Origin of the sequence: Rhizobium sp. BK512, from assembly GCF_014194915.1 — a bacterium.
In the GTDB taxonomy this organism is placed as follows: domain Bacteria; phylum Pseudomonadota; class Alphaproteobacteria; order Rhizobiales; family Rhizobiaceae; genus Rhizobium.
This window is the reverse complement of record NZ_JACIAS010000006.1, coordinates 205,795-231,388: the sequence shown is the minus strand read 5'-3', so window position 1 is coordinate 231,388 and position 25,594 is coordinate 205,795. Positions and strand designations below refer to the sequence as shown.

25 protein-coding genes are annotated in these 25,594 nt (G+C 60.0%); 7 read left to right on the top strand and 18 right to left on the bottom strand.

Annotated features, from left to right (window positions below):
* Positions 1-64: 64 nt before the first annotated feature.
* The 11 genes from FHX06_RS21720 to FHX06_RS21670 all read right to left on the bottom strand — a co-directional run bounded on the left by FHX06_RS21720 (position 65) and on the right by FHX06_RS21670 (position 11,344).
* Positions 65-556, bottom strand: coding sequence for a F0F1 ATP synthase subunit B (locus FHX06_RS21720; protein ID WP_112541392.1), 492 nt, complete (start codon positions 554-556; stop codon positions 65-67).
* A 3-nt stretch (positions 557-559) separates the two neighbouring features.
* Positions 560-1,180, bottom strand: a complete 621-nt coding sequence (locus tag FHX06_RS21715) for a F0F1 ATP synthase subunit B (protein WP_183880805.1) — start codon at positions 1,178-1,180, stop codon at positions 560-562.
* A 78-nt stretch (positions 1,181-1,258) separates the two neighbouring features.
* Positions 1,259-1,486: a F0F1 ATP synthase subunit C gene (locus FHX06_RS21710; RefSeq protein ID WP_003588243.1), complete on the bottom strand. Its 228-nt coding sequence runs from the start codon at positions 1,484-1,486 to the stop codon at positions 1,259-1,261.
* 67 nt (positions 1,487-1,553) lie between these two features.
* Positions 1,554-2,306, bottom strand: coding sequence for a F0F1 ATP synthase subunit A (locus tag FHX06_RS21705; RefSeq protein WP_112541394.1), 753 nt, complete (start codon positions 2,304-2,306; stop codon positions 1,554-1,556).
* Positions 2,307-2,366: 60 nt separating this feature from the next.
* Positions 2,367-2,705, bottom strand: coding sequence for an AtpZ/AtpI family protein (locus FHX06_RS21700; protein WP_112541395.1), 339 nt, complete (start codon positions 2,703-2,705; stop codon positions 2,367-2,369).
* Positions 2,706-2,988: 283 nt separating this feature from the next.
* The gene (locus tag FHX06_RS21695) at positions 2,989-4,167 is read right to left on the bottom strand and encodes a cell wall hydrolase (protein ID WP_183880803.1); all 1,179 of its coding nucleotides are present in this window, start codon (positions 4,165-4,167) and stop codon (positions 2,989-2,991) included.
* Positions 4,168-4,534: 367 nt separating this feature from the next.
* Positions 4,535-6,433, bottom strand: a complete 1,899-nt coding sequence (locus FHX06_RS21690) for a potassium transporter Kup (protein ID WP_112541397.1) — start codon at positions 6,431-6,433, stop codon at positions 4,535-4,537.
* An 18-nt stretch (positions 6,434-6,451) separates the two neighbouring features.
* Positions 6,452-7,429: a magnesium transporter CorA family protein gene (locus FHX06_RS21685; RefSeq protein ID WP_112972478.1), complete on the bottom strand. Its 978-nt coding sequence runs from the start codon at positions 7,427-7,429 to the stop codon at positions 6,452-6,454.
* 404 nt (positions 7,430-7,833) lie between these two features.
* Complete coding sequence (apbC, locus tag FHX06_RS21680; protein WP_113211453.1) at positions 7,834-8,973, bottom strand: iron-sulfur cluster carrier protein ApbC; 1,140 nt, start codon at positions 8,971-8,973, stop codon at positions 7,834-7,836.
* Positions 8,974-9,537: 564 nt separating this feature from the next.
* The gene (locus FHX06_RS21675) at positions 9,538-10,269 is read right to left on the bottom strand and encodes a LuxR family transcriptional regulator (RefSeq protein WP_112541401.1); all 732 of its coding nucleotides are present in this window, start codon (positions 10,267-10,269) and stop codon (positions 9,538-9,540) included.
* Between the two features lie 259 nt (positions 10,270-10,528).
* A complete protein-coding gene (locus tag FHX06_RS21670; protein ID WP_113148452.1) occupies positions 10,529-11,344 on the bottom strand; it encodes an IclR family transcriptional regulator in 816 nt (271 codons plus the stop codon).
* 112 nt (positions 11,345-11,456) lie between these two features.
* Here FHX06_RS21670 and FHX06_RS21665 point away from each other — a divergent pair, with 112 nt between their 5' ends.
* The 5 genes from FHX06_RS21665 to FHX06_RS21645 all read left to right on the top strand — a co-directional run bounded on the left by FHX06_RS21665 (position 11,457) and on the right by FHX06_RS21645 (position 15,544).
* Complete coding sequence (locus tag FHX06_RS21665; protein ID WP_113148453.1) at positions 11,457-12,218, top strand: SDR family NAD(P)-dependent oxidoreductase; 762 nt, start codon at positions 11,457-11,459, stop codon at positions 12,216-12,218.
* The gene (locus tag FHX06_RS21660; protein WP_113211451.1) at positions 12,218-13,135 is read left to right on the top strand and encodes a 2-dehydro-3-deoxygalactonokinase; all 918 of its coding nucleotides are present in this window, start codon (positions 12,218-12,220) and stop codon (positions 13,133-13,135) included. The genes FHX06_RS21665 and FHX06_RS21660 overlap by 1 nt, the downstream gene beginning before the upstream one ends.
* A gap of 31 nt (positions 13,136-13,166) precedes the next feature.
* Positions 13,167-13,799 (top strand): 2-dehydro-3-deoxy-6-phosphogalactonate aldolase, encoded by a 633-nt coding sequence (locus FHX06_RS21655; RefSeq protein ID WP_113211450.1) that lies wholly within the window; start codon positions 13,167-13,169, stop codon positions 13,797-13,799.
* Between the two features lie 4 nt (positions 13,800-13,803).
* Complete coding sequence (locus FHX06_RS21650) at positions 13,804-14,691, top strand: SMP-30/gluconolactonase/LRE family protein (RefSeq protein WP_113014705.1); 888 nt, start codon at positions 13,804-13,806, stop codon at positions 14,689-14,691.
* A gap of 223 nt (positions 14,692-14,914) precedes the next feature.
* Positions 14,915-15,544: a PRC-barrel domain-containing protein gene (locus tag FHX06_RS21645; protein WP_113014822.1), complete on the top strand. Its 630-nt coding sequence runs from the start codon at positions 14,915-14,917 to the stop codon at positions 15,542-15,544.
* 61 nt (positions 15,545-15,605) lie between these two features.
* Here the strand turns inward: FHX06_RS21645 and FHX06_RS21640 are convergent, their stop codons facing one another.
* Positions 15,606-16,946: a putative bifunctional diguanylate cyclase/phosphodiesterase gene (locus tag FHX06_RS21640; protein WP_409564432.1), complete on the bottom strand. Its 1,341-nt coding sequence runs from the start codon at positions 16,944-16,946 to the stop codon at positions 15,606-15,608.
* A gap of 155 nt (positions 16,947-17,101) precedes the next feature.
* Positions 17,102-18,814, bottom strand: coding sequence for a response regulator (locus FHX06_RS21635; RefSeq protein WP_113211449.1), 1,713 nt, complete (start codon positions 18,812-18,814; stop codon positions 17,102-17,104).
* Positions 18,815-18,997: 183 nt separating this feature from the next.
* Between FHX06_RS21635 and mutL the strand changes: the two genes are divergently transcribed.
* Both mutL and FHX06_RS21625 read left to right on the top strand, forming a co-directional pair.
* Entirely contained in the window at positions 18,998-20,818 is a 1,821-nt protein-coding gene (mutL, locus tag FHX06_RS21630; RefSeq protein ID WP_183880801.1) for a DNA mismatch repair endonuclease MutL, read from the top strand.
* A 67-nt stretch (positions 20,819-20,885) separates the two neighbouring features.
* Complete coding sequence (locus FHX06_RS21625; RefSeq protein ID WP_112541961.1) at positions 20,886-21,113, top strand: DUF2093 domain-containing protein; 228 nt, start codon at positions 20,886-20,888, stop codon at positions 21,111-21,113.
* On the opposite strand, the gene lpxK is transcribed toward FHX06_RS21625, so the two are convergent.
* The 5 genes from lpxK to FHX06_RS21600 form a co-directional block, all read right to left on the bottom strand.
* A complete protein-coding gene (gene lpxK / locus FHX06_RS21620) occupies positions 21,110-22,153 on the bottom strand; it encodes a tetraacyldisaccharide 4'-kinase (RefSeq protein WP_183880799.1) in 1,044 nt (347 codons plus the stop codon). The two genes, FHX06_RS21625 and lpxK, sit on opposite strands and share 4 nt — an antisense overlap.
* Before the next feature lie 104 nt (positions 22,154-22,257).
* Positions 22,258-22,980, bottom strand: a complete 723-nt coding sequence (locus FHX06_RS21615; protein ID WP_113206950.1) for an HAD family hydrolase — start codon at positions 22,978-22,980, stop codon at positions 22,258-22,260.
* A gap of 9 nt (positions 22,981-22,989) precedes the next feature.
* Positions 22,990-24,309, bottom strand: a complete 1,320-nt coding sequence (waaA, locus tag FHX06_RS21610; RefSeq protein ID WP_183880797.1) for a lipid IV(A) 3-deoxy-D-manno-octulosonic acid transferase — start codon at positions 24,307-24,309, stop codon at positions 22,990-22,992.
* Between the two features lie 166 nt (positions 24,310-24,475).
* Positions 24,476-24,724, bottom strand: coding sequence for a DUF4170 domain-containing protein (locus tag FHX06_RS21605; protein ID WP_112541413.1), 249 nt, complete (start codon positions 24,722-24,724; stop codon positions 24,476-24,478).
* Positions 24,725-24,779: 55 nt separating this feature from the next.
* Entirely contained in the window at positions 24,780-25,586 is an 807-nt protein-coding gene (locus FHX06_RS21600) for a 3'(2'),5'-bisphosphate nucleotidase CysQ (protein WP_113205167.1), read from the bottom strand.
* Between the last annotated feature and the right edge of the window lie 8 nt (positions 25,587-25,594).

Sequence of the window (25,594 nt, the reverse complement as noted above, 5' to 3'; positions counted from 1 at the left end):
CCCATACAAATAAAACAAAAAGCCCCGCCGAAGCGGGGCTTTTCCAATAGTATCGAGCTGCGGCTCAGTTCAGGCGGGTCTTCACTTCGCCGACGGCCTGACCGAAGAGTTCGGACTGAACCTTGCCATCGGCCTGTTTGCCGATAACGGCTTCGGCGGCTGCGATGGCGAGATCGACTGCGGCAGAGCGAACGGCCTTCATCGCATCGACTTCGGCCTGCTTGATCTTCTGCTCGGAAAGAGCCGTGCGGTTAGCGACGAATTCTTCCGTCTTTTTCTTGGCTTCAGCGGTCAGCATTTCGGCTTCGCGCTCGGCAGCCGCCACGATGTGGGCAGCTTCGGCTTCAGCTTCCTTGCGCTTGCGCTGATATTCGGCGAGCAGGTGCTGGGCTTCCTCGCGCAGACGCTTGGCTTCTGCCAGCTCGTTGCGGATCTGATCGGCACGGTCGTCCAGCGACTTCGCCATCATGCCCGGAACCTTCAGGTAAACCATCAGGGCCAGGAAGATAACGAGGCCGACAAGGGCGAAGAAAGTTGCATCAAGAGCAAATTCCATCGATCAAGCCTCCTTCTCGGCTGCTGCGACGGCAGCGGCAACGTCAGTCTTGGCAGCGGAACCGCCAATAAGCTGTTCGACCACAGCAGACGCGGTTTCCTCGGCGATGGCGCCGACATCGGCGAAAGCCTTTGCCTTCACATCGGCGATGCGGGCCTCGGCAGCCTTCAGCTTTTCGGTCAGGCTTGCCTCAACGGCGCGGCGGTCTTCCTCGGCCTTGACCTTGGCGGCATCACGAGCAGCAGTGCCGATCGAGTTCGCCTTGGCGCGGGCAGCGGCAAGTTCGCCTTCATAGGTTGCGACGGCGGCGTCGGCTTCAGCCTTCAGGCGGCCGGCCTCCTCGACATCCTGCGAAATGCGGCTGTGACGCTGCTCGATGATGGCGCCGATGCGCGGTGCGATGACCTTTTGCATGAGCAGGTAGAAAATGACAAACGTGATCACCAGCCACAGAAGCTGGGATGCATAGGTCGACGAATCGAAAGGCGGGAAAGGCCCACGCGCGTGCCCGCCTTCGGCGACGCCGGTCTCGGTATGAACCTCGCCGGCAGCCGGAGCGGCATGCGCATCCGTCGCGGTTCCCGCCGGTGCCTCTTCAGCGTAGGCCGGGGTCACAAAGTACATGCTCACCTCCAGGTGTACTGCAAATGCAAAGGATCACGGCTCGCTGTTCGCAGGCCGTGATCCATCAATCCACCGATATTAGACGGCGAAGAGCAGAAGGAGAGCAACGAGCAGCGAGAAGATGCCCAGAGCTTCCGTAACGGCGAAGCCGAATACCAGACGGCCGAACTGGCTGTCAGCTGCAGACGGATTGCGCAGAGCGCCGGAGAGGTAGCTGCCGAAGATATTGCCGAGGCCGAGAGCCGTACCGGCCATACCAAAGCAAGCCAGGCCTGCACCGATGAACTTTGCTGCTTCCGCTTCCATGTTGAACTCCTTTGAAATGGTTGTTGCGGCGAATGACTGACGCCCTTTGACGTCGATGTCGTTATCCTTAGTGCCCGCCCGGATGGATCGCGTCATTGAGGTACATGCAAGTCAGCACCGCAAAGACGTAAGCCTGGAGGAAGGCGACGAGGAACTCGAGACCGGTCAGGGCGACGGTCATGATGAGAGGAAGAACGGCTCCGCCGACACCGACTGCACCGAGGGCTCCAAGCGAGGCGACGAAGCCTGCGAACACCTTCAGCGTGATGTGACCAGCGAGCATGTTTGCGAAAAGACGAACCGACAATGAAATCGGACGGGACAGGAAGGAAATGATTTCGATCGAGACGACCAGCGGCAACAGAATGCCCGGCACGCCCGAGGGCACGAAGACATTAAAGAAGTGGAAGCCGTGCTTATAGAAGCCGTAGACGAGAACCGTGCCGATGACGAGGATCGCCAGTGCGAAAGTGACGATGATCTGGCTGGTAATCGTGAAGAAATACGGGAACATGCCGAGCAGGTTTGCCGTCAGTACGAACATGAAGAGCGAGAAGACCAGCGGGAAGAACTTCATCCCCTTGGTGCCCGCCCCTTCCTTCAGCATGCCGGCAATGAACTCATAGGACATTTCGGCAAGCGACTGCGAACGGCCCGGAATAATGGCGCGGCTCGTGGTCGAGAAATAGAGGAAACCAGCAGCGACAGCAGCCGAAGCCACCATGAAGAGAGATGCGTTGGTGAACGAGAAATCAATCCCGCCGATCTCGATCGGCACAATCTTGAAGATCTGGAACTGATGAGTCGGATCGTTTGACACCGGTTGCTCTCTCTCTTTGATCCGCCCGAAGGCGAAAATTGCACTGGACCAGAACGGCCCTTATTTCTCAGGTGTTCTGCGATCCAGGGGTTGGGAAACCTTCCCCGCGGCGCGCAGAACATTCAGTACGCCGGCACAGAATCCAAGAAGCAGAAGAACAATCAGCCCCCAAGGCGTCGTGCCAACAAAATGGTCGAAGAGCCAGCCGAGTACAGCACCAACAACAATGGCGGAAATGAATTCGCTGGAGAGCTTCATCGCCTGTGCATAACCTTTACGGCTCTGCTCGGCGCTGGCCTCCCGCGCTTCTTCCTTCCTGTCATCGACACGCTTGGAGGCGAGTTCCGCTTCCAGCTGCCGACGGCGCTGCTCAAGACTTTCTTCGCGGTCATCCGCCATCGTGCTCTCCTCCGCTCCCGTCGCCCGCAATCCCGCTACCCCGGTTTTCCGAACCACGGACGCAAAGGTTAAAGAACCTTCCGGCCCGTTCTGAAGTCGCGCGCAACATAGTTTTAGGGATTAGCATAGTCAAGGCGTAGACAGCCCGTGTCCAGCCATAAAATAACCGCAAAAAATCAATTATTTAAGCGGAATCTGGCCACCTGCGCCCGATTTCATCCAAAGAATCCGTCTTCGAACTGTGCCGGTCTGCATAAAATCCGCAATCAGCAGCCCTTTTGCCTCAGCTCCAACCGCCGCCGTAAGTCCGGTAGAAGACATGCATGCCGATGCGGCCTACCTTTTCCATGGTCCTGGCCCAATCGGGCCGGACGTAGACGGCATGGTAATGCGTGGCCGATCCAACCTGCGGCAGCCAGATCTTGCCGGCAGTCACGGCCATGGCAACGTCGCGGGCAACGCGCCAGTGATATTGTGAATTCACGCGGTCCTTGATGTTGTCGCAGGCGAAGGAAAACTGGCAGCGGTTGCGCCAGTCCTCGTTCTGGTAGACGACGCCGCAAATGGTCTTCGGATAGGCCGGGTTACGGACGCGGTTGAGGATGACCTGCGCGACCGCCGCCTGCCCCTTCACGGATTCGCCGCGCGCTTCGAAATAGATGCCCGAAGCCAGGCACTGCTGCTCACTGGCGGAGAAGACGCTTGGCGGCAGGATGCTGGCGGCCCAGGCATGGTCTTTTGGACCGATCTGCGGCACGAAGCGGCCTTCATCCTTGTCGGTCAGGATGGAATCGAAGGGGGACTGACGGGAATAATCCGGTGCGGCAGGTGCATAGGCTGTCGCCAATACGTCGGCCTTGTTGCTGGTCACGAGGCTTGCCAGCATTTCCGGGACGGCAGTGTCCTGCTGTTGCACCGGCTGTGTCTTGTAGAAGGCAGTCGCGATCTCGATCTCCTTGCCCCTGATCGCCGGCTTGACGAAGGCGGACTTGTCCTTGAGATCAAAGACCGGGCGGAAAAGGAGTTTCGTGCGCTCGAGGATGGAGCCGGCGGAGAAATCCTTCGGCGGCTGCACTCTTTCAACGGCAACGACGCGGCCCTTCTTGGCATTGCGATTGACGCGATCCTCGTCCGGGATGCCCTCGTTGCCTTTTTTGCCCGAAACGAAGGCGACCTTTCGGCCGTCCGGCAGCACCATGCCGGCGCCTGACGGGATCGAACCGGTGACCGCAGGATCGGCAAAGGCGAGTTCCGCCTGGTGAATGGAGCCTGCCGGCGAATTGGTCAGAACCATGCGCCAGCTTTCGCCATCATTATCGAGACCGGCGAGCATGGTGGCAAGATCGGCATGAGAAGCGACGCTCGGAAAGATCAGCCATCCGGCCACGCCGAAAATCGCGGGAGAGGCCCAATTCTGGGGCAAGAGACGCAGCTTGCTGCGAGAATGACCATTTCGACGCAACGCGGACTCCAGGCATGGGACGCAGGAACAGTCCCAAGAAAATCTCGCATTAACCTTGATAGCTGGTTAACGACCCGTGCCGGAATATGACCATGAGGATTCTTGCATATGCTAAAGCTGTTGGGATTTTAGGGGGATGGGAGTTCCGCCCGGCGAAAAGTCCCCTCCCCGACCCCTCCCACAGGTGGGAAGGGCTTAACCCGGAAAGAGCGCGTTGCCGCTTTCAAAAGGCTGAAGACATCGAAATCGTGCGCGGCAGCTTAAGTCCCTCCCCCTTGTGGGGAGGGGTTTGGGCGGGGTCTTTACAAACTCATGAAACAGCGCCGGCGCTGGATAAAGAGAGCGACGAAACGCCCTCTCGACCCCATCAAATTATGACGTGCGAGCCCAGTTCCACCACACGGTTGGCCGGCAGGCGGAAGTAGTCGGAGGGATTCGCGGCAGCGTTGGCGAGCGCGATGTAGAGGCGGTCCTGCCAGTAGGGCATGCCGGACTTCGCATCAGGCACCAGCTTGCGGCGGCCGAGATAGAAGGAGGTCGTCATGATGTCGAACTTCAGGCCGGTCTTGCGCAAGGCCGCCAGCGCCTGGGAGACATTCTGTGATTCCATGAAGCCGAAGAGCAGTTCCACGCGCGAAAAGCGTTCGGATATCTGCTCGACCTTGTAGCGCTCCTGCGGCGAGACACGCGGCTTGTTGACCGTGCGGATCGTCAGGATGACGTTGCGATCATGGAGCACATGATTGTGCTTGAGATTGTGCAGCAATGCGGCGGGTGCCGAGTCCGGATCGCTGGTCAGGAAGATTGCGGTGCCCGGAACATGGGCCGGCGAATGCTCGCTCTTGCGCTCGATGGAGCTTACGAAAGAGGCAAGCGGAATATCCGTATGGCGGGTCTTTTCCGTCAGGATTGCCGTGCCGCGACGCCAGGTCCACATGATGACGGTGAAGGCCGTGGCAATCATGATCGGAATGTAACCGCCGTCATGAATCTTCAGAAGGTTGGCGCCGAAGAAGATCAGCTCGAGAATGACCAGCGGCAGCAGCGCGATGATGGCAACAGGAAGCGACCAGTTCCAGCGGGCGCGGACGAATTCGAAGGCCATGATCGAGGTGACGACCATCGCGCCGGTGACAGAGATGCCGTAGGCGGTGGCCAGTGCATCCGAAGTCTTGAAGCCGAGCACGAGGAAGATAACGCCGAAGAACAGCACTGCGTTGACCGACGGTACGAAGATCTGCCCGGTATTGGTCTCGGACGTGAAGAGGATTTCCATGCGCGGCAGGAAGCCGAGGTTGATCCCCTGGCGCACGAGCGAAAAGGCACCGGTGATGACGGCCTGGCTGGCGATGATTGTGGCGGCAGTCGCAAGGATGACGACCGGCAGCAGCGCCCATTGCGGGTACATAAGGTAGAAGGGATCGGACATCGTCATCGGATTGCCGAGAACGAGCGCGCCCTGCCCCAGATAATTCAGCGTCAACGACGGGAAAACCAGCAGGAACCAGGCCCACTGGATCGGGCGACGACCGAAATGGCCGAGGTCCGCGTAAAGCGCTTCCGCACCGGTGACGGTCAGGAAAACGGCGCCGAGGACCACGATGCCGTAGAAGCCCTCATGCAGCAGGAAGCTGACGGCATAATAGGGGTTGAAGGCGGCGAGAATGCCGTAATCGTCCGAAATATGGGCAATGCCGGCGGCGGCCATAACCAAGAACCAGAGCGCCGTGATTGGGCCGAAGAAGCGTGCGACCGCGCCCGTGCCGTGAGATTGCACGACGAAAAGAAGCGCCAGGATCGCCACCGATATCGGCACGATATATTCCGACAGGCGCGGCGTGACCAGCTTGATACCTTCGACCGCCGACAGGACTGACAGTGCCGGCGTGATCATCGCGTCACCAAGGAAGAGTGCCGCACCCATCAGGCCGAGGAGCATCAGCAGCGCAGTATGGCCATTGGCGGTCTTCATCAGGAGGGCCAGCAGTGACAGGGTGCCGCCTTCGCCGTCGTTGTCGGCGCGCAGCAGGAAGAGCACGTATTTGATGGTGACGATGATGGTCAGCGCCCAGATCATCAGTGAAATAAGGCTGATAACCTCGAAGCGGGTGAGACCATCGTGAGCGACGGGCTTCAGCGCTTCGCGAAACGCGTAAAGCGGGCTCGTGCCGATATCCCCGTAAACGACACCTACGGAGCCTAGCGCAAGATAAAAGAGCTTGCGCGGCGTAAGGTCACGTTCTTGAGAATGGCTTTCTTCAGACATGAAGCAATTACAGGCTCCTCAGAGCCAGCCTTTCCAGCGGAAAAAGAAGAAGGGAACGACGGCGGAGATCACCATGAGACCGAGCGAGTAAGGATAACCCGCAGCCAGGTGCAACTCCGGCATGTATTCAAAATTCATGCCATAGATGGAAGCGACCAGCGTCGGCGGCAAGAACACGACCGAAGCAATGGAAAAAATCTTGATGATGGCATTCTGCTCGATGTTGATGAGGCCAAGCGAGGCGTCGAGCAGGAAGGTGATGTTGCCGGCGACGAAGGACGCGTGCTCCGAAAGGGACTGGATGTCGCGCGAGATCGTTCGGCAGAGTTCCTTGGTTTCCTGATCGTGCTGCACGACCGGAATCGTATAGAAGAAGGTGAGAAGGCGCGAGAGCGAACCGAGACTGTCGCGCAGCTTGCTGATCATCCTGTGATGGCCGGCAATGTCCTTCAGCTTTTCTTCCAGATAGTTCGAAGGCTTGCGCACCTTCTTGGCGCGATCACCGAAGACGTGGACGGAGAGGATGTCCAGGCGGGACACCGACATTTCCAGAACTTCGGCGGTGCGATCGACAATCGTTTCCAGGAGCTTGGCAAGCAGAGCTCCGCCGCTGCGCCACTGCTCGGGTATGCGGTGCAGGGCGGCGATAAAGAGGGCGAAGGATTTCGGATGGGCGTAGCGTATGGTCACCAGCTTGTCGCCGGCGAGGATGAAGGCGACATCCGTCAGGGTGGGTGCTTCCGTTTCTGCTTTCCAGATCAGCGAAGCGGTCATGTATACGGCATTGCCTTCGACGTATAGGCGGGCTGACGGCTCAATCGCCCTGAGGTCGTCCCGGGTCGGCACTTCGATGCCAAGGATCTTTTCGACATGCAGTTCTTCCTCGCGAGTCGGCTCGATCATGTCGATCCATACCATATCCGCCGGCAATTCCGGAGGATTGGCAAGATCACGGATCTCGACCGACTTGCAGTTGGAACAGTACGCTGTGATCACAGCCCGCATCTCCGGCGCCAGCGGCGCCCAACCGGTGTAACCATTTTTGTCGAAAGCCCTACCATGCCGTTGCGGGCGCGATGGCGCCTAGACGCACTCGCCATCGACCGAGACGGAAGGGGATAAAGAACGTTCATACAGCTCCGGTCATATCCGGCCTTTTCGGCCGGGTCGCTCCACCGCATCGCAGTCACCAATCCGTCGATCGACAAGCCAACTCCGAACATGCAGAGAGGCCGGAAACTTCATAAAGCAGCGGCCATACAGAGCATTTGCAGACGCGCCATCATGACGCCGGCGCGCATATGAAGCAAAGCCAGGAAATAATCAAGACATGTTACGTGAACTACGCCTTTTCATCTCATTTCGCCCACAATTCGGGGTGATCGGCGCGTGATTCGTTTTTATTCGAATACGATCGCAGGCGCCTCACGCAGCGGCTTCTCGCCGACCTGCTCCCAGACCTTGGCAGCGATGGCGCGGTAGATGCCGGCGACGATGCCATTCGGATCTGAGGCGACGAGCGGCGTTCCGGCATCGGACGTCTCGCGGATATTCATCGTCAGCGGCACTTCGCCGAGGAAGGGCACGCCGATGCGCTCAGCCTCCCTGCGGGCGCCGCCATGGCCGAAGATATCATAGCGCGTGCCGGTATCGGGCGCGACGAAATAGCTCATGTTCTCGACGATGCCGAGGACCGGCACTTCGACTTTGCGGAACATGTTGAGGCCCTTGCGGGCATCGATCAGCGCGAGATCCTGCGGCGTTGAGACAATCACAGCGCCGGCGAGCGGCACCTGTTGGGCCATGGTGAGCTGGGCGTCGCCAGTGCCGGGCGGCATGTCGACGACGAGAACATCGAGTTCGCCCCAGGCGACTTCACGCAGCATCTGCAGGAGAGCGGACTGAACCATCGGCCCGCGCCAGATCATCGCGGTTTCCTCATCGACGAGGAAACCCATGGACATGACCTTGAGGCCGTAATTCTCCATGGGATTGATGATGCGGCCGTCGATCTGGGTCGGGCGGCCGGAGATCTTCAGAAGCCGCGGCATGGAGGGGCCGTAGATATCGGCATCGAGAATACCCACACGAAGACCATTCGCCTGCAGGCCGAGCGCCAGATTGACCGCCGTCGTCGACTTGCCAACGCCGCCCTTGCCCGATGCGACGGCAATGATGGCGCCGATGCCGGGAACGCCGATCTTGGCAGTGCGCGGCGGCTGTGGGGCATGGGAATGGCTGTGATCAGCCTGCGCGGCGGGACGCGCAGCAGGCGCGCTGGCGGCTGCCTTCTTATCTGCCGTCAGGGCCACGAGCGCACCCTTCACACCCGGCATTTCCTTGATCACACGCTCGGCGGCAAGCCGCAGCGGCTCCAGTTCCTTGGCACGTTCGGCAGGCACGGTGATGGAGAAATAGACCTTGCCATCGGAAATGAAAACGTCGGAAACCATGCCGAGTTCGACGATATTGTGCTCCAGATCCGGTCCGCGCACGGTCTTCAGCGTTTCCAGAACCTGTTCCTTGGTGACCTCGGTCATTCCGCCCTCACTGCTTCTACCTCTTCAGTAAATAGTGGAGGCTGACAGCTTCGCCAAACGAAATCGGGCAGCAGACATAACTTGCATCACGGAAAGGCAATGCGTTCTCTCTCCGCTGCGGCCATCAAGTCCGCCGGGCTTTCGCCCTGATGGCCGCAACGGACTCCCCGAGAACCGACGCAATTCGAGGCGAACTAGCGCAACCGGAGAAAAAGACCAGAAAAATTTTACCGAAATCGTCCGTTTTCGGAACAGAGCAACGGGCGGTTGCCCAAACACAACAACCACCGCCGATATCGGAACGCCGGGAGAAAAGCGGCGCGATATCGGACGGCGGCATGTCGGTCGCGCCATTGAGCTGGCGCTGTTTCAAAGTCCCCTCTGGACCTCTGCCGATAACAATGCAGGAAGCGTGCCAAATGCTGAATTTGCGGAAAAGGATGGCAATCGTCAGTTCTGGCCCGCCTGTGAAGAGCCTGGCGCTCAGATATTGAGCAGCCTGGAGTCGACTGACGTAATTTTGGGCTGCAAGGCCTGCAAAACCGGCCTTACTAAATCAGGGCCTTACTTGATGAGGCCGATGCGCAGCGCCTTGGCGACAGCCTGCGTACGGTTGACCGTATCCAGCTTCTTCGTTGCTCGGTTCAGGTAGTGATTGACCGTATGTTCCGAGAGATCGAGGATTTCGGCAATCTCCGCACTGGTCTTGCCGGCGGCGGTCCAGTTCAGGCAATCGATCTCGCGATCCGTCAGCGTGTCGGTTATGCGCGTATCGAGATTGCGGATTTCCGCCAGCCGATCGAAGACATGGATCGCGATATAGCTCAGTTCCCGCATCTCTACCGCGGTGAAGGGCTCGCGGTCACCCGCGAAAGAGACTGCACCGCGCGCGCCTGATGGTTCGTGCGTCGGGAAATAGCCGCAGCGCACCATCTTGAAGCGTTCGAAAAGAGTCGCAACGATGCCAGCCTTGCCGTCATCGCGCGACCAGTTGGCGCGCGACGTGTCATGGAAGAACGGCAGCGTCGACGTTCGCAGCCGCCGCAGGACGGGGCTGTTCACCATCAGTCCTTCCTGATCGTAGATCGACAGCAATTCAGCGGGCCAGCTGGTGATGATCGTATTGGCCTGAAGGTCGAAGGAGGTAATCGGCGGCAGGTTCAAAACCATAAAGGCGCGGCTACGATATGCCTCTGTCACCCGCTTCATGAAGCGAAAAATGTCGAACTGGGTTTTTAGCCCGGCGACCTCCTGGACGTAGGCGTCTTCCACCGAAGTTTGCGGTAAACTTGCCATCAGATTTTTCGCCTCCGAACCGGGCTTTGGGTAAACCGCTGGCAGCCTGTGTGGAAAAGAGGCAGGTACAGGGTGGGTTACACAACGCCCGTCAGATCAATAGGTTCAGCCTCGGCGTGCAGCGCGTTCGGCCGGTGAATTGTCGATGATTTCGCGGACGACCCCAGTTGGCGTGATTCGCCGTCAAATCTCAATAACACACACATCATAAGCATGCTATGTATCCGACGTCCAGCAATTGACTATGGTCAAGCCCGTTTCAACGCCTTGGCCCGAGGCGGATGCGCATTTCGTCCATGATTTTCCGCGCCGTCACCTGAACCGGAACGGCCCATTCCTGGAGAAGTTCCATCGACAGGCGGTAAGCGGGACCGGTAACCGAGACCCCGCCGATGAAGGAGCGGTCGTCCGACCAGATCGGGGCGGCGACACAGCGGATGCCGGCCTCATGTTCCTCGCGATCGAAAGCATGACCGGCGGCAGCGATTTCGCCGATCTCCGCCAGCAGGCTCTCGGCATCCACATGCGTCGCCGAGGTATAGCGGTTGAAATGCAGACCGGGCAGGAGTGCATCGATTTTATCCGGCGGCAAAAGCGAAAGGGCGGCCTTGCCGACGCCGGTGCAATAACAGGGCGAGGCATTGCCGATCTGTGAATACATGCGCACCGGCTGGTGCCCTTCGACCTTGTCGAGATAAATAATGGAGGAGCCACGCAGCACGCCGAGATGAACTGTTTCGCCCGTCTCGCGATGAAGGGCCGCGAGGTGCGGCGCGGCGATCAGGCGAAATTCGTTGCGCGCCCAGCTGCGTGAGGCGAAGTCGAGCAGCCGCAGACCCGGCGCGTAACGCCCTTCGGCATCGAGCTCGAGAAGCCCCTCTTCGACGAGGTGCCCGAGCTGCCGGTGCAACGTGCCGCGCGGCTGATCGGCACGTGCGAGAATATCGGTGAAGCGCAAGGGAGCGTCGGCATGGGTGACGAGATCAAGCAGCACCATGAGCTTGCCGAGCGTGCCGGTATCACGCGACGCGCCCTTGTCATCCACATGCGCCATGCTGTCGCCTTTGGAGCTCATTACCTTTCCTACCCTTGACAGGAAAGCCAGCCTATTCGAATAATTCCATATAGTCAAATTAAGTTCCAAATAATGGAATTAGTGACATACGGGAGGAGAAACGGTGAGCGCTATGTCTGCACAATTTCCTGAATTCAGGGATCGCACGGTGCTGATCAGCGGCGGCGGCTCCGGGATCGGGGCCGCCCTCGTCGAGGGTTTCGCAAGACAGGGAGCAAAGGTTTCCTTCCTCGACATCGCCGAGGCGGAAAGCCGGGAACTGGCCGAGCGGCTTTCAGAAGAGAATGCGCACCCTGTCAGTTTCTACCATACCGATCTGCGCGATATCGATGCCATCAGGCGCGCGGTCGACACTGTCGTCGCTACATCGGGGCCGATCCGGGTACTTGTCAACAATGCGGCCTGGGACGACCGGCACGAATTCGACGATGTGACCGGGGACTATTGGGATAATAACCAGGCGGTCAATCTGCGCCACGTCTTCTTCACCTCGCAGGCGGCAGCCCCGTCGATGCGGGCAGCTGGCGGCGGAGCGATCATCAACATGTCGTCGATTGCCTTCAAGCTGAACATGGGCGTCTTTCCTGCCTATGCCGCCGCCAAGGCGGCAGTCGTCGGCCTGACAAAGAGCATGGCCGGAAGGCTCGGCCCTGAGAATATCCGCGTCAACTGCATTCTGCCAGGCATGGTGGTGACCGAGCGGCAGATGAAGTTATGGCTGACGGAGGAAAGCATTGCCCGCTCCGTGCAGGAACAATGCCTGAAGACCCCATTAAAGCCGGACGCGATCGTCGGTCCGGCTCTGTTTCTCGCATCCGACTGCGCAGCCGGCATGACCGCGCAGTCCCTTATCGTCGATGGAGGCGTTCTCTGATGGCAAATCCCGCTTATGTCGCGGTGGACTGGGGTACCAGCAGCTTCCGGCTATGGCTTATCGATGCCGGTGGCGCCGTTCTTGCCGAGCGCCGCAGCGGCGAAGGCATGACGACCGCCGCCAAAAGCGGCTTTTCCCAGGTTCTTGAAGGGCATCTCGCAGCCGTGGAAGCGCCTGACAACCTGCCGGTCATCGTCTGCGGCATGGCAGGCGCGCGGCAGGGCTGGGTGGAGGCGGGTTATATCGACGTGCCCGCTTCGCTCTCTTCGATCCTGTCGGGAGCAGTTTCGGTGCCCGGCGAAAGCCGCGACGTGCGCATTCTGCCGGGCCTTGCACAGCGTGATGCGGCGACGCCGGATGTCATGCGCGGGGAGGAAACGCAGCTTCTCGGGGCACTCGGGCCTACGAGCCGCGGCACCCAGGCCGTCTGCATGCCGGGCACACATTCCAAATGGGTGCATGTCAGTGACGCCAAGGTGACTGGCTTTTCCACGTTCATGACGGGCGAACTTTTCGACGCCATTACCAAACATACGATCCTCACGCATGCGGTCGCCGGCGCCGAGGACCAGCCGGCCGATACCGCGGCCTTCGAAACGGCGGTTGCGGCCGCCTTCAAGCGGCCGGCTCTCGCGTCGAACCTGATTTTCACGGCCCGTTCCGGCCAGCTTCTGCACGGTATTTCGGCTGCCGCCGCCCAAGCCAAACTCTCCGGCACGCTGATCGGCCTCGAAATCGCCGGTGCGTTGCAGGACGCCGGCAAGGATACTCCCGTTACCCTCGTCGCGTCCGGACGCCTGCAGGCGCTCTACGAGCAGGCCTTCCATACGCTCTCCCTTTCCTTCACCGCCATCGACGCCGATGCCGCCGTTCGCGGCGGGCTTTCGGCCGCTGCCCAAGCCATCTGGCCGAATTGAGCCATCTCGGCGAACTGAGAAAGATATTCTGATGAACCGTGTCCCCTTCCCCAAGATGAAGCGTCCGCTGATTGCCATTCTGCGCGGCATCAAGCCCGAGGAAACCGAAGCCGTGGTCGGCGCGCTGATCGAAAATGGTCTGACGGCGATCGAGATCCCGCTGAATTCGCCAGAGCCATTCAAGTCCATCGAAATCGCCGCCAAGATGGCGCCGGCGGAAGTGCTCATCGGCGCCGGCACCGTGCTGACGACAGAAGCCGTCGACAGCCTGCATGCCGCCGGCGGCAAACTGCTGGTCACACCGAATGTTGAGCCCGACGTCATCATCCGCGCCCGAGAATACGGCATGGTGACCATGCCGGGCGTCTTTACCCCGACTGAAGCGCTACAGGCGGCCCGCGCAGGTGCGACCGGCCTCAAGTTCTTCCCTGCAAGCGTTCTGGGGCCGTCCGGCATCACCGCAATCCGCGCCATCCTGCCGCCGGAATTGGTGATTGCTGCGGTCGGCGGCGTGTCGGACAAGAACTTTTCCGACTATACCAAAGCGGGCATTTTGGCTTTCGGTCTCGGCACCAGCATTTACAAGCCCGGAATGACTGAAGCAGAGGTTGCCGAGCGCGCCAAGGCGACCATCTTAGCCTATGACGCGGCCATAGGAGCATAGGCATATGACTGATATTTATGAATTCGAGGGAAAAACACTTTGCAATACCAATTCGGTTCTCGGTGAGGGCCCCACTTACGATCCCGTTTCCAATTCCGTCTGGTGGTTCAATATTCTCGGCAAGGAACTGCACGAGCTCAATCTTTCGACAGACGAGAAGAAGGTACATCCGCTGCCTGTCATGGCGAGCGTTCTGGCCCGCGTCGATTCTGGCCGCCAGTTGCTGGCGACCGAGGAAGGGCTGTTCGTGCGGGATATCGCGAGCGGCAAGTTGACCTTCTATGCGGCACTGGAAAACGACAAGCCGGAAAACCGCTCCAACGACGGGCGCACGCACCCCTCAGGTGCGTTGTGGATCAGCACGATGAGCAAACGCGCCGAAAACCAGGCCGGCGCGATCTATCATGTTGCCGCCGGCAAGGTGACGAAGATCTTCAGCGGCATCAGCATTCCAAACTCCATCTGCTTTTCCCCCGATGGTACGATCGGCTACTTCACCGACACCCGGATCAGCCGTCTGATGCGGGTCATGGTCGATCCGCAGACCGGCCTGCCGTCCGGTGAACCGATCGTCATGGTCGACAGCATGGACGAACCCGGCGGGCTCGACGGTTCAGTCTGCGATGCCGATGGCTATATCTGGAACGCGCGGTGGGGTGCCGGTGTCGTCGATCGCTACAGCCCGGATGGCCTGCGCATAGCTCGCTACAAGGTGCCGGCAGCGCAACCTTCCTGCCCGGCCTTCATCGGCGCCAATGCCGACCGGCTTGTCGTTACGACCGCCTGGGAAGGCCTGGATGAGGATGCCCGCTCCGCGCAGCCAAGCGCAGGCGCGCTGCTGGAGCTCGGTATCACGGTAAAGGGCGTTTTCGATCCTGCCTATGTGATCTGAACTGCGAAGCCCGCAATTTATGAAGGCGCTCCTTGCGGGGCGCCTTTTGTTTTTTTGGGGTTTTTCCGGTCAAGGTTCCGTGAAAACTGCAAAATTTTCCGTGTCTTCGTCCGGAACCAATAAGCTGATCGGTCATTTCATTCTTGAACCGGCGCGGCAGGTATTCCTGAAAAAGAGGCCCTTTCGCGCCAGGGATCACTCAAGAAACGAAGGTAGGTTCGAAATGACACGCAAACTTCTGACGACCGTTGCCGCTGGCGCATTGTTTGCCACGGCTTTCGCACCGGCAGCATTTTCGCAGACAGCTCCCCAGCCGGCTAACCCTGCTGCTCCGGCGCAGTCTGCACCCGCTGAGCCGGCCGCTCCGGCACCGGCAGAACCAGTCAAGCCGATGGCACCTGCAGGTGATGCCGCACAGGCTCCGGCCCCGGCACCGAGCACCGACACGGCCCAGGCAGGTGGCGACAGCTATCTGACGCAGCAGGCTCCGGACCAGATCAGTGCCAATACGTATATTGGCCAGTCGGTTTACAACGGCAACAATGAGAGCATCGGCAGCGTCAACGACCTGATCATGAAGAAGGATGGCGGGCTTGTCGCAGCAATTATCGGTGTCGGCGGCTTCCTGGGGATCGGTGAAAAGAATGTCGCCGTTCCCATGAATAAGATCACCGTCGCGCAGAATACGCAGGACGGCTCCGTCAAGCTGACGACGACGGAAACTGCCGAATCCCTCAAGGCGGCACCGGAGTTCAAGACACTTGCCATGCAGTCAGCCGAAAAGGCTCCGGCAGCTACCGGCACGGCCATGCCGACGGACAATACGTCGACAGGTTCGACAACCAACAAGTAATCCGTACGGAGAGTAGAGCGTAGGTGATGGCGTCCCATGGGACGCCATTGCTTTTTTGCCCCTATGCGCTGACGCGATCCTGTGCGCTCGTGTCGTAATAGTAGTTCTCGTGGAGGAAGCGCAGCGTGGCGATGCCATCGGCCGGCCGGCCGAAATGATAGCCCTGCCCCATGCCGCAGCCGAGCGTACGCAGCTTGACCGCTTCGGAATAATCCTCAATCCCTTCGGCCACGACCTCCAGCTCAAGGCCTTCACACATCGCAAGGATCGCCTTGATGATGTGTTCGGAAGCGCGGTCGGAATTGATGCGTGAGACAAAGGCGCGGTCGATCTTGATCTTGTCGAAGATGAAATCGCGCAGGCGCCCGAGGCTCGACTGGCCGGTACCGAAATCGTCGAGCGAGATGCGCACGCCGGCTGCCCTGAGATCGGAAATGATCCGGTGCGCCGTGTCGGCAGAACTCATGACAGCGGTCTCGGTAATTTCCAGTTCGAGGCGATGCGGGTCGAAGCCCACACGGCCGAGGATAGACAGGATGGAGGTGCTCGTGCCCGGATCCATCAGCTGGGCGGACGACAGATTAAAGGACAGGAACAGTTCGCGCGGCCAGGAAAGGGCCGCTTCCGCAGCCTTGCGCAAGAGCGCTTCCGACAGCGCGTCGATGAAGCCGCGCTCTTCGGCGAGCGGCACGAATACGCCGGGCGAGACGAAGCCGAGGTCGGGATCGTTCCAGCGGGCAAGTGCCTCGAAGCCCACCACCTGATTGTTGGCGAGCGAGACGATCGGCTGGAAATGTACGTCGATCGCATCGGAGATGATGGCATTTCGAAGCGCCTGTTCGAGCTGGGTCGCCCGTTTCATTTCCTGCGCGATCTCGCGGGAATAGACGGTGATCTGCCCGCGCCCGCGGCGCTTGGAACGATAGAGTGCGGTTTCGGCACTTTTCAAAAGCTCTTCGCAGTCTTCGCCGGCAAATGGATAGATCGCAAAGCCGAAAGAGGCGGAAAGGCGCACATTGCGGTCGCCGAGATCGTAGGGAGCCGAGAGCACCTCACGGATCATCTGTCCAAATTTCTCCGCGCTCGCGCGCTCGAAAATCAGCGGCAGAACGAAGGCGAACTCGTCGCCATCATGACGGGTGACCAGCGCACCATCCGGGATGCAGGCCTTCAAGCGATGGGCGACCTGACACAGGATTTCGTCACCGGCAGCAGAACCGAAGAGATCGTTGATGGGCTTGAAACTGTCGAGATTGGCGATACCGATGGTGAAGGGCGCCGGATCGCTGGCCCGCTCGGCCGAAATCTGCATCACCTTATCGCGCATGCGATTGCGGTTGCCCAATCCCGTCAGCGGATCGGTATAGGCCATCGCCTGTAGCTCATTCTGACTAACGGCCATGAATGGTATTTCCGGCGACACCATCAATCCAAACCTGAGATTTTCCTCCACACCCTGGTGAAGAATGACGGCCAAGTCTTAACAATTCGATAGTAAATCGAGCAGAATACAACCCCAAGCATTCCCAAAATCTGGGGAGTTGACCGGCCTGTTGTTTAGATTTGAGCTTTGATTGGCTCGTTCATCAGATGCTTCTGAAATACCGTTTCAAGGATGTCAGGGCTGACCGGTTTCATGATGACGTCATCCATACCGGCATTGGCGCATTCTGCACGATCGCGTTCGAAGGCTTGCGTCAGCACGCCAATAATCGGCGTTCGCGTGCCCTGTCCCTCTTCCATCTGGCGAATGAGGCGCGAGGCTTCAAAGCCGTTGAAGACCGGAAGCGAAATATCCATCAGCACGATCTGCGGCCGATATTCTGCCCAGAGACGAACAACCTCTTCGCCGGTTGCTGCGATCCGATGGCGGTAACCGAGCCCTTCTAGGATCTGCGTGAAGACGATCTGGTTGATGTCGTTATCCTCAGCGACGAGAACCTGAAGACCCACGTTTTCTTCGGTCGTGGTAATTTCCCAGTCACCCTCCGTGCCGCCGCGTCCGTTGCGGTTGAAGTGGCGGGCAATCTGGAAGGTCAGTTCGTTGGCGATCTGAAAGCCATCCATGACGAGAGTGGGAATGCCGTACTGTTCTCCAAGCTCCAGACAGCGCAAGCCCATCTGGTTGTCGATGATCAGAAGATCGAGCGAGATTCCCGAAGAGCTGGCAATCTCGAGGAAACGTTCCTCCTCATCCTCGCCGCGGACCGAGCAGGATTCGAAGCCGTATTTGGCGAGCGTGCGCAGTGCGGCAGTCTCGGCAGCGAGATCCGACGTGACGACGAGGATCTTTCGGCCGGAGAAATTTTCCGGAACGATCGCCTCCATCGCTGCCGGCTCGCGGCGCTGCGATGCGTTCGGCACCGGCACATAGGCACGGCGGTAGGTCTGGTTGCTGGAAGTGGTGATCTCGGAGGCCCGATGGAATTCGTCGAGATCGTCGCCGTCGCGCGGCAGGTCCTGCATGGTCGAGACGAGGAAATAACGTCCGGGCTTGCCGATCCTGTGCTTGCGGCTGACGATGTCGCGCTCGGTGCCGTCGCGGGCGATCTGGCGCTGGCGAGAGACAGACATTTCGCCGGTTTCCAGCACGTGGCGGTCGCTTTCCTCAAAGCGCTTGGCAATGTCAGGCGAAAACAGATCACCGCTCTTGCGACCCAGAACCTCGTCCGCTGTCGTCTGATATTTCTCGCAGAATGCCTTGTTGACGGCGACATAGGCGAGGTTGCGATCCTTGACGAAGAGCGGGAACGGCAGGTGGTCGAGAATGTCCTCGGTCAGCTGCACGCGCTCAAGATCGTACCGCCACTGTTCCTCGCGCTTACGCACCTCGGAAATATCGGAAATAACGGTCACGCCGTAACCGTTCGGCAGGCGGCGCTTGAGGAAGCGCACCCAGCGATCGGTACCGTGGCGCTCGACGGATTCAAAACGTTCGCGCCAATGGGAGGCGATGCGCTGGGACAACCAGTCCTCGCGACTGAGCAAACCCGGCTGGCGCTCGAGGGTCTGCTCGCGAATGCCGGTATCGTAGACCGCACCCAGGAAATCACGAAGGCGGGCGCCCGGGCGCAGCACGTCCTCCGACACTGGAAAGAATTCCAGGACCTGACGGCTGGCAAAGAGAAGAAGATCGTTGCGGTCATAGATAACGAATGCAGCAGAAAGACTGTCGCAAACCGCATCGAAAAGCACCGCTTGAAGATCAGCTTCAGGCGGCAGTGCGTCACTCACAGATGATGTGTCCGCCTTTTCGAAGCCGGCACTCATTCATTCACATCCCACATCTGTCCGATTTTCGCAGTCTCGGAGGTATATGAATAAAATGCCGTTTTTGTCTTAAAGGCCGCTTAACAGTAACGACCCCCAAATTTGGGGGAGAGGTCTTGAGTCATTATCTGCAGCTCGATGAAACCCCTTCCCTCCGGGCCGCGAATCCTCGAAAATAAGCCCATGGCCATCAGACAGCTCTCCGAAACGCTCATCAACCAGATCGCTGCCGGCGAAGTCATCGAACGCCCTGCGAGTGCTGCCAAGGAGCTGATCGAAAACGCGCTCGATGCAGGCGCGACCCGCATCGAAATCGCAACCGCCGGCGGCGGCAAGGCGCTGCTGCGCGTCAGCGACAACGGTTCCGGCATGGACGTCGCCGATCTTGAACTTGCCGTCAAGCGACACTGCACATCGAAGATATCGGATACGCTCGACGATATCCGAACGCTCGGGTTCCGGGGCGAGGCATTGCCGTCCATCGGTTCGGTGGCGCGGCTCAGCATCGCAAGCCGCAAACGTGACAGCGCGGCGGGCAATGAAATTTCCGTTGCCGGAGGCAAGATCGTGCATCTGCGCCCGGCAGCCGCCAATCCGGGAACGATCGTCGAAGTGCGCGATCTGTTCTTCGCGACGCCGGCGCGGCTGAAATTCCTGAAGACGGAGAAGGCGGAAGCGGCGGCCATCACCGAGATCGTCAAACGCATGGCGATCGCCTTTCCGGGCGTGCGTTTCGTGCTCTCCGGCCCCGATCGCTCGACGCTAGAATTTCCGGCAACCGGCGAGGATCATCTGGCGCGCATGGCGCAGGTGCTCGGAAAGGAATTCCGTGACAATGCCATCGCCCTGGATGCCGAGCGCGAAGACGTGCAACTGACCGGCTTTGCCGGCGTGCCGACCTTCAACCGGGGCAATTCGGCTCATCAATATGCGTTCGTCAATGGCCGCCCGGTGCAGGACAAACTCATCCTCTCGGCGATCCGTGGGGCCTATGCCGAAACGATTCCCTCCGGCCGTTATCCCGTCGCGGTGCTGTCGATCACGCTCGATCCGGCGCTGGTGGACGTCAATGTGCATCCGGCGAAATCCGACGTCCGCTTCCGCGATCCGGGACTGGTGCGCGGGCTGATCGTCGGCGCGATCCGCGAAGCGCTTGCACGTGACGGCAACCGCGCCGCAACGACGGGCGCAAGCGACATGCTGCGCGCCTTCCGGCCTGGCTTCCAGGCGGCGCCGCAGCGACCGCAGGCACCTTGGTCGGCGGCAACCTCCCCATCCCGGCCGTATCAGCCGGCCGCGGGTCTCAGCGAAAGACCGCAAGCCTCCTTCGACGGGCTTGCCCATCCGACGGCGCGTTCAGAGCCGGTTTTCGATCCCACCGCGCAAGTGCCGGCAGCAGCAACTGCGAGCGAACCGGCGGTGCGCTATCCACTCGGAGCCGCGCGGGCGCAGGTCCACGAAAACTATATCATTGCGCAGACAGACAACGGCATCGTCATCGTCGATCAACACGCTGCCCATGAACGGCTGGTCTTCGAGGCCATGCGCAAGGCGCTGCATTCGAAGCGGCTGCCGTCGCAGGTGCTGCTGATCCCCGAGATCGTCGACATTCCCGAAGAGGATTGCGACCGGCTGATGGTGCATGCGGCGGAATTTTCCGAACTTGGCCTTGCGATCGAGCGCTTCGGCCCAGGCGCCATTGCCGTGCGCGAAACGCCAGCGATGCTCGGCGAGGTCGATGCGTCTGGGCTGATCCGGCAGCTTGCCGACGAGATCGCCGAATGGGATACAGCCTCCGGCCTCTCGGCCAAGCTCGAATATGTGGCTGCAACAATGGCTTGCCATGGCTCGGTGCGATCAGGACGGCGGCTGCGGCCTGAAGAAATGAACGCGCTGCTGCGCCAAATGGAAGTGACCCCAGGCTCCGGCCAATGCAATCACGGGCGTCCAACCTATATCGAACTCAAGCTTGCCGATATCGAGCGACTATTCGGCCGGAGCTGAAAAAGCTGGCAAAAGGACGTTTCGGGGAGTATGGCAGACAGATGACAGACTGCGGGGAATGGAGCGCATGAACTTGTTCGAAGGATACGGAAACCGCGAGGCGAAGATCCGTTATCTGGACGGCGATTTCCAGATTCTGTCGCCCGGTTCCTATGTCGTCTGCGCACTGACAGGCAAACAGATCCCGCTCGATGAACTTCGCTACTGGAGCGTGGCGCGGCAGGAACCCTATGCCGATGTCGCCACCGCGCTTGAAGCCGACCGACGCGCCGGCATTCTGCCGAACCAGCGCTAGGCTTTCTTTTTCGCTTCCCTGAGCCGCCGCTGGCGGCAGGCTTCAAAGGCGCGATCGATAATGAGCCCGGGCGCAAGTGGATCTGTAAACGCCATCTCCACCTCTACGACGCGGCAGCGGGCCGCGAGCTGTGCCGCCTTGCCGTGATGGCCGGCGAGCCTGACGAAATCTTTAGAGGTGGTGACGAGCGTCAGATTCTGCTGGTCTGCCGTCATCAGTAGACCGTCGATCTCTTCTTCGCTCAAATGTTCGTGGTCGCCGAAGGAAGTCGCGACCTCGATGCTCGCGCCAAGCGAACGGACGGTGCGAAAGAATTTTTCTGGATCGGCAATACCCGCAAAGGCGAGCACTTTGAGGCCCTCCAGATAATTCTCTCCGGACACTTTCAGCTGGGCGGTGAAATAGGGTTTGGCAGCGCGCGCTGCGATCCGGACGATGCGGTCGGCCGCATTGCCTTCTCCGACCTTCAGAAGGGCGGTCGCCTCGCGCAGTTGCAGACGGATCGGCGCGCGCACCGGGCCGCCCGGCACTATATGGCCGTTGCCAAGGCCGCGTGTCGCATCGATTACCAGAAGCGCATAGTCGATTGCGAGGCGCGCACTCTGGAAACCGTCATCCATGATTATGAAATCGGCGCCCTCTTCGACCAGCCTTGCCGCACCCTCGACACGCCTGCGGGAGATTACCGTCAGTGCTTCCTGAGCCAGCAGAAGCGGCTCGTCGCCGACAGCGACTGCACGGTGATGAGAGGGATCGACGACGGTGGTGACATCGAGCGAGCCGCCATGGCCGCGACTTAGAAAACCAGGCTTGAGACCCTTTGCTTTAGCAGCACGGGCAATGGCAATTGCCGTCGGCGTCTTGCCAGCTCCGCCGACCGTGAAATTTCCGACGCAAATGACCGGGATCGGCACTGAAGCGCGGCTCGCATGGACCATGCGGTAGCCCGCCACGCGGCCATAAAGGAAAGAAAGGGGCGACAGAGCCCATGCCTGCCAACCTGCCCGCCTCCACCAGAAAGGCGGTGCTTCGGATATCATGATGCCGTCCGTTTCCCTTGCCCTCACCCCCCGTGGCGAGGTCTCACATAATCGACCGGGCGGATTGAGAAGCCAAAACGCGTGAAAATGCAAGTCTTTGGGTGTCAGGCCGGCTGCAGGTCCGGCAGCAGGGCATCGATATGCGTGATGTCGTCGAGGACATGGTCGGCGGAGGCCGAGAGGGATTCACGCGACCCGGTGCCAGTCAAAACCGCAATCGTCAGGCCGGTTTTCGCGTTCCTGCCCATATGGAGGTCGTGGTTGTTATCCCCGACCATGGCGACCTCTTCCGGCTGAAGGCCCGTTGCCGCGCAGAAGCCGAGCACCATGCCCGGCTCCGGCTTGCTGCCGAAGCCGCTGTCATAACCGGCGATGTAATCGACAAATTCAGAGATGCCGAAACGCTGGGCGGTCTGGCGGATCGAACGCTCATTGTCGCTGGAGGCGATGCCAAGCTTGAAGCCGCGCCCGTGCAGCCGCCCGAAGAAGGCGGCAAGGTCCGTCACCGGCACGGAAAATTCGGCGGCATTGGCAAAGAGATTGTCGAGCTTGATCGTCAGCTCGATCATATCGACCTTCGAGCCGGCAGCAACGAGCCCTTCGGCGATCTGGCGGGTATTGCCGGCAGCAAGCAGGCTGTCTGGAATGATATGGCCGGTGACCGGGTCCATGCCGCATTCGGCAAGAAGGTGGTCGGCAAGAACAGCGTCATCTTCGGCGGCGATCCGGGCAAGCTCACGGTTCACCGGCAGCCAGCTTTCGTCGTAGTCGAGCAGCGTGCCGTCCTTGTCGAAGAGGATGCCCCTGATCTTCGTCTGCGCCGACATGGCTGCTCCTCAGGCTTGCGCCACGGCCTTCGGCAGAAGGCGCGCCTTCACCGTCAGCGGGTTGATATAGGGCTCCAACCCCTTCAACGTGGCGCTCAACGCACCGCGCATTTCATGCACGGCGGCGATGCCGGCCTGGATCATCTTGCCGCGAGCCTCGTCATTGGTCAGAAGATAATGCACGCCCTTCGCCAGCATCTCGGTATCGCGCACCATGCGGGCACTGCCGCTGCGAGCGAGCTTCTGATAGGCCTCGCGGAAATTCTGGACATTGCCGCCCGACAGGATGGCGCAGCCGAGCATGGCCGGCTCCAGCGGATTCTGGCCGCCTTCGGCAAAGAGCGAGCGGCCGACGAAAGCGACTTCCGTCAGACGAAGATAAAGGCCCATTTCGCCGATCGTGTCGCCAAGGAAGATATCGACGTCGGGGGTCAGGACATCGTCCTGCGTGCGGCGGGCGACCTTCAGACCCTGTTTGACGAGGGCTGCCTCGATCTCGTCAGCGCGCTCGGGGTGGCGCGGTACGATGATGGTCAGCTGTTTGTCGCGATCGCGCAGCGCACGATGCACGATACCGGCGGCATTTTCTTCACCGTCGAAAGTGGAGATCGCGGCCCATGTCTTGCGATCGCCGATTTGCTTCTTGTAGCGAGCGAAAACAGCGCTGTCATAAGGCGGTGCATCCGTATCGACCTTCAGGTTGCCCGACGTGATGACCGGCACGGCGCCGAGATCGCGGAAACGTTCGGCATCGACATCCGACTGTGCAATGACGAGCGCCAGATTTTCGAAGAGTGCCTCGGCAAGCGAGGGCCGTCGCCGCCAGCGGGTGAAGGAGCGATCCGACATCCTGGCATTGACCAGGATCTGCGGGATGCGGCGATGGCCGAGTTCAAGCACCGTCGCGGGCCAGATCTCGGATTCGGCGATGATGGCGCAATCCGGCTGCCAGTAATCGAGAAAACGGCCGACGGCGGGCTTCAGGTCGAGCGGCACATATTGATGGATCGCATCATTGCCGAGGCGCTCGGCGGCAAGCCTTGCCGAGGTGATAGTGCCTGTCGTCAGGATCACATGGATGTCACGGCGGCGGATTTCGCGGATCAGGGGAATGACGGCGTTGGTTTCGCCGACACTTGCCGCGTGAAACCAGACGAGCGGGCCCTGCGGGCGATTGGCGCTCGCATAGCCGAAACGCTCCAGCCGGCGAGCACGGTCTTCCTTGCCCTTGGCGGTGCGATAGGTGATGTAGAGGCCGACGACCGGCGACGCCACAGTTCCCGCCAGACGGTACGCGTTCAGACCGATCCGCGCCATCCGAGAGCTCATTCAGCAGACCTCCGATCCATGCAGACCGACATCAATTCAATTCCCTAATTATCGTTGCGGCCGCCATGACCGATCAATTTGTTCAGAATGCGTCGAACGAGGGCGAGAACCGATGCACGAAGGCCTCCGCTGTGGACAGCGGAGGACAAGCCGATTGCTGCGCGGGTCACTTGCTCCCAGTCGTATCCTGCGGATCGAGCAAACGATGCATGTGGACGATGAAATAGCGCATATGCGCATTGTCGACCGTCTGCTGCGCCTTCGACTTCCAGGCCGTCAGTGCCGTGGCATAGTCGGGAAAAATACCGACAATATCGAGATCCTTCAGATCACGAAACTGGATGCCATCGAGGTTTTCGAGTTCGCCACCGAAGACGAGGTGCAGGAGCTGCTTTTTACCGCCGGAGTCCGTCATTCTCTTTCTGCCTATTCTCCTCCGGCCCCTCATCTGAGGGATTTTGACGGAAACGTCAACCGTCTCTTAGCTGAGTGAACAAGTCCAGATATTCGCGGAGACGCAGGACCGGTGAAGCGCAAAGCGCATCGTGGCTGACTTTCTCTCTATTATAGGTTGTCGGATGCCCCGAAAGGTCGACAAGACCGCCACCGGCACGCTCGAGGATAAGGTCGGCCGCCGCAATATCCCAGTCATGGGCATTGCGCCCGACAAACGTCGTGTCCAACCGGCCATCGGCCACCATGGCGATGCGGTAGGCGAGTGAGGGAATATATTTGACACGCTCGCTGCGGTCGCGAACCGCCGCCGGCAAAATCCTGAACAGCTCCTCACTGACGGCAAGCTGGCTGAGATCGGCTTCGCCGCGCGTAGAGACGGAAATCGGTTCGCCGTTCTTCAGCGCCACACCACCCTCCACTGCCTCGTAAAGTTCATCGAGCGCCGGCGCATAAAGCACGCCGGCAACGGGGCGGCCGCGATGGACGATGCCGACGCTGACGCACCAGAGATCCTTGCCGGCGAGGAAGGCCCGCGTGCCATCGATCGGATCCACGATGAACAGCGTCTCGTATTCCAGTCGGCCTGCGTCGTCGTCAGTCTCTTCCGACAGCCAGCCATAAGCCGGCCGTGCGCTGCGCAGGATGGCTTCGAGCTTTTCGTTCGCAGCGAAATCGGCGGCACTGACGGGAGAGCGATCCTCGTTCTTCCACCAGACCTCCGGCGACTTGTTGAAATAACCGAGTGCAACGGCGCCGGCCTGTCTTGCAGCATCGGCGATCAACGCGAGATCGCTCTGCCAGCGGTTTTCAGGGTCGCTCATCGTATCGA

Bases quoted from the DNA above. Each gene is read 5' to 3' on its own strand.
- waaA (WP_183880797.1), bottom strand. From the start codon at position 24,309: ATGAGCTCTCGGATGGCGCGGATCGGTCTGAACGCGTACCGTCTGGCG.
- apbC (WP_113211453.1), bottom strand. From the start codon at position 8,973: ATGACCGAGGTCACCAAGGAACAGGTTCTGGAAACGCTGAAGACCGTG.
- FHX06_RS21715 (WP_183880805.1), bottom strand. From the start codon at position 1,180: ATGTACTTTGTGACCCCGGCCTACGCTGAAGAGGCACCGGCGGGAACC.
- FHX06_RS21640 (WP_409564432.1), bottom strand. From the start codon at position 16,946: ATGGCCGTTAGTCAGAATGAGCTACAGGCGATGGCCTATACCGATCCG.
- FHX06_RS21670 (WP_113148452.1), bottom strand. From the start codon at position 11,344: ATGAGCTCCAAAGGCGACAGCATGGCGCATGTGGATGACAAGGGCGCG.
- FHX06_RS21635 (WP_113211449.1), bottom strand. From the start codon at position 18,814: ATGAGTGCCGGCTTCGAAAAGGCGGACACATCATCTGTGAGTGACGCA.
- FHX06_RS21690 (WP_112541397.1), bottom strand. From the start codon at position 6,433: ATGTCTGAAGAAAGCCATTCTCAAGAACGTGACCTTACGCCGCGCAAG.
- FHX06_RS21660 (WP_113211451.1), top strand. From the start codon at position 12,218: ATGGCAAATCCCGCTTATGTCGCGGTGGACTGGGGTACCAGCAGCTTC.
- FHX06_RS21625 (WP_112541961.1), top strand. From the start codon at position 20,886: ATGAACTTGTTCGAAGGATACGGAAACCGCGAGGCGAAGATCCGTTAT.
- FHX06_RS21720 (WP_112541392.1), bottom strand. From the start codon at position 556: ATGGAATTTGCTCTTGATGCAACTTTCTTCGCCCTTGTCGGCCTCGTT.
- FHX06_RS21675 (WP_112541401.1), bottom strand. From the start codon at position 10,269: ATGGCAAGTTTACCGCAAACTTCGGTGGAAGACGCCTACGTCCAGGAG.
- FHX06_RS21645 (WP_113014822.1), top strand. From the start codon at position 14,915: ATGACACGCAAACTTCTGACGACCGTTGCCGCTGGCGCATTGTTTGCC.
- lpxK (WP_183880799.1), bottom strand. From the start codon at position 22,153: ATGATATCCGAAGCACCGCCTTTCTGGTGGAGGCGGGCAGGTTGGCAG.
- FHX06_RS21600 (WP_113205167.1), bottom strand. From the start codon at position 25,586: ATGAGCGACCCTGAAAACCGCTGGCAGAGCGATCTCGCGTTGATCGCC.
- FHX06_RS21650 (WP_113014705.1), top strand. From the start codon at position 13,804: ATGACTGATATTTATGAATTCGAGGGAAAAACACTTTGCAATACCAAT.
- FHX06_RS21665 (WP_113148453.1), top strand. From the start codon at position 11,457: ATGTCTGCACAATTTCCTGAATTCAGGGATCGCACGGTGCTGATCAGC.
- FHX06_RS21655 (WP_113211450.1), top strand. From the start codon at position 13,167: ATGAACCGTGTCCCCTTCCCCAAGATGAAGCGTCCGCTGATTGCCATT.
- FHX06_RS21700 (WP_112541395.1), bottom strand. From the start codon at position 2,705: ATGGCGGATGACCGCGAAGAAAGTCTTGAGCAGCGCCGTCGGCAGCTG.
- FHX06_RS21710 (WP_003588243.1), bottom strand. From the start codon at position 1,486: ATGGAAGCGGAAGCAGCAAAGTTCATCGGTGCAGGCCTGGCTTGCTTT.
- FHX06_RS21615 (WP_113206950.1), bottom strand. From the start codon at position 22,980: ATGTCGGCGCAGACGAAGATCAGGGGCATCCTCTTCGACAAGGACGGC.
- FHX06_RS21605 (WP_112541413.1), bottom strand. From the start codon at position 24,724: ATGACGGACTCCGGCGGTAAAAAGCAGCTCCTGCACCTCGTCTTCGGT.
- mutL (WP_183880801.1), top strand. From the start codon at position 18,998: ATGGCCATCAGACAGCTCTCCGAAACGCTCATCAACCAGATCGCTGCC.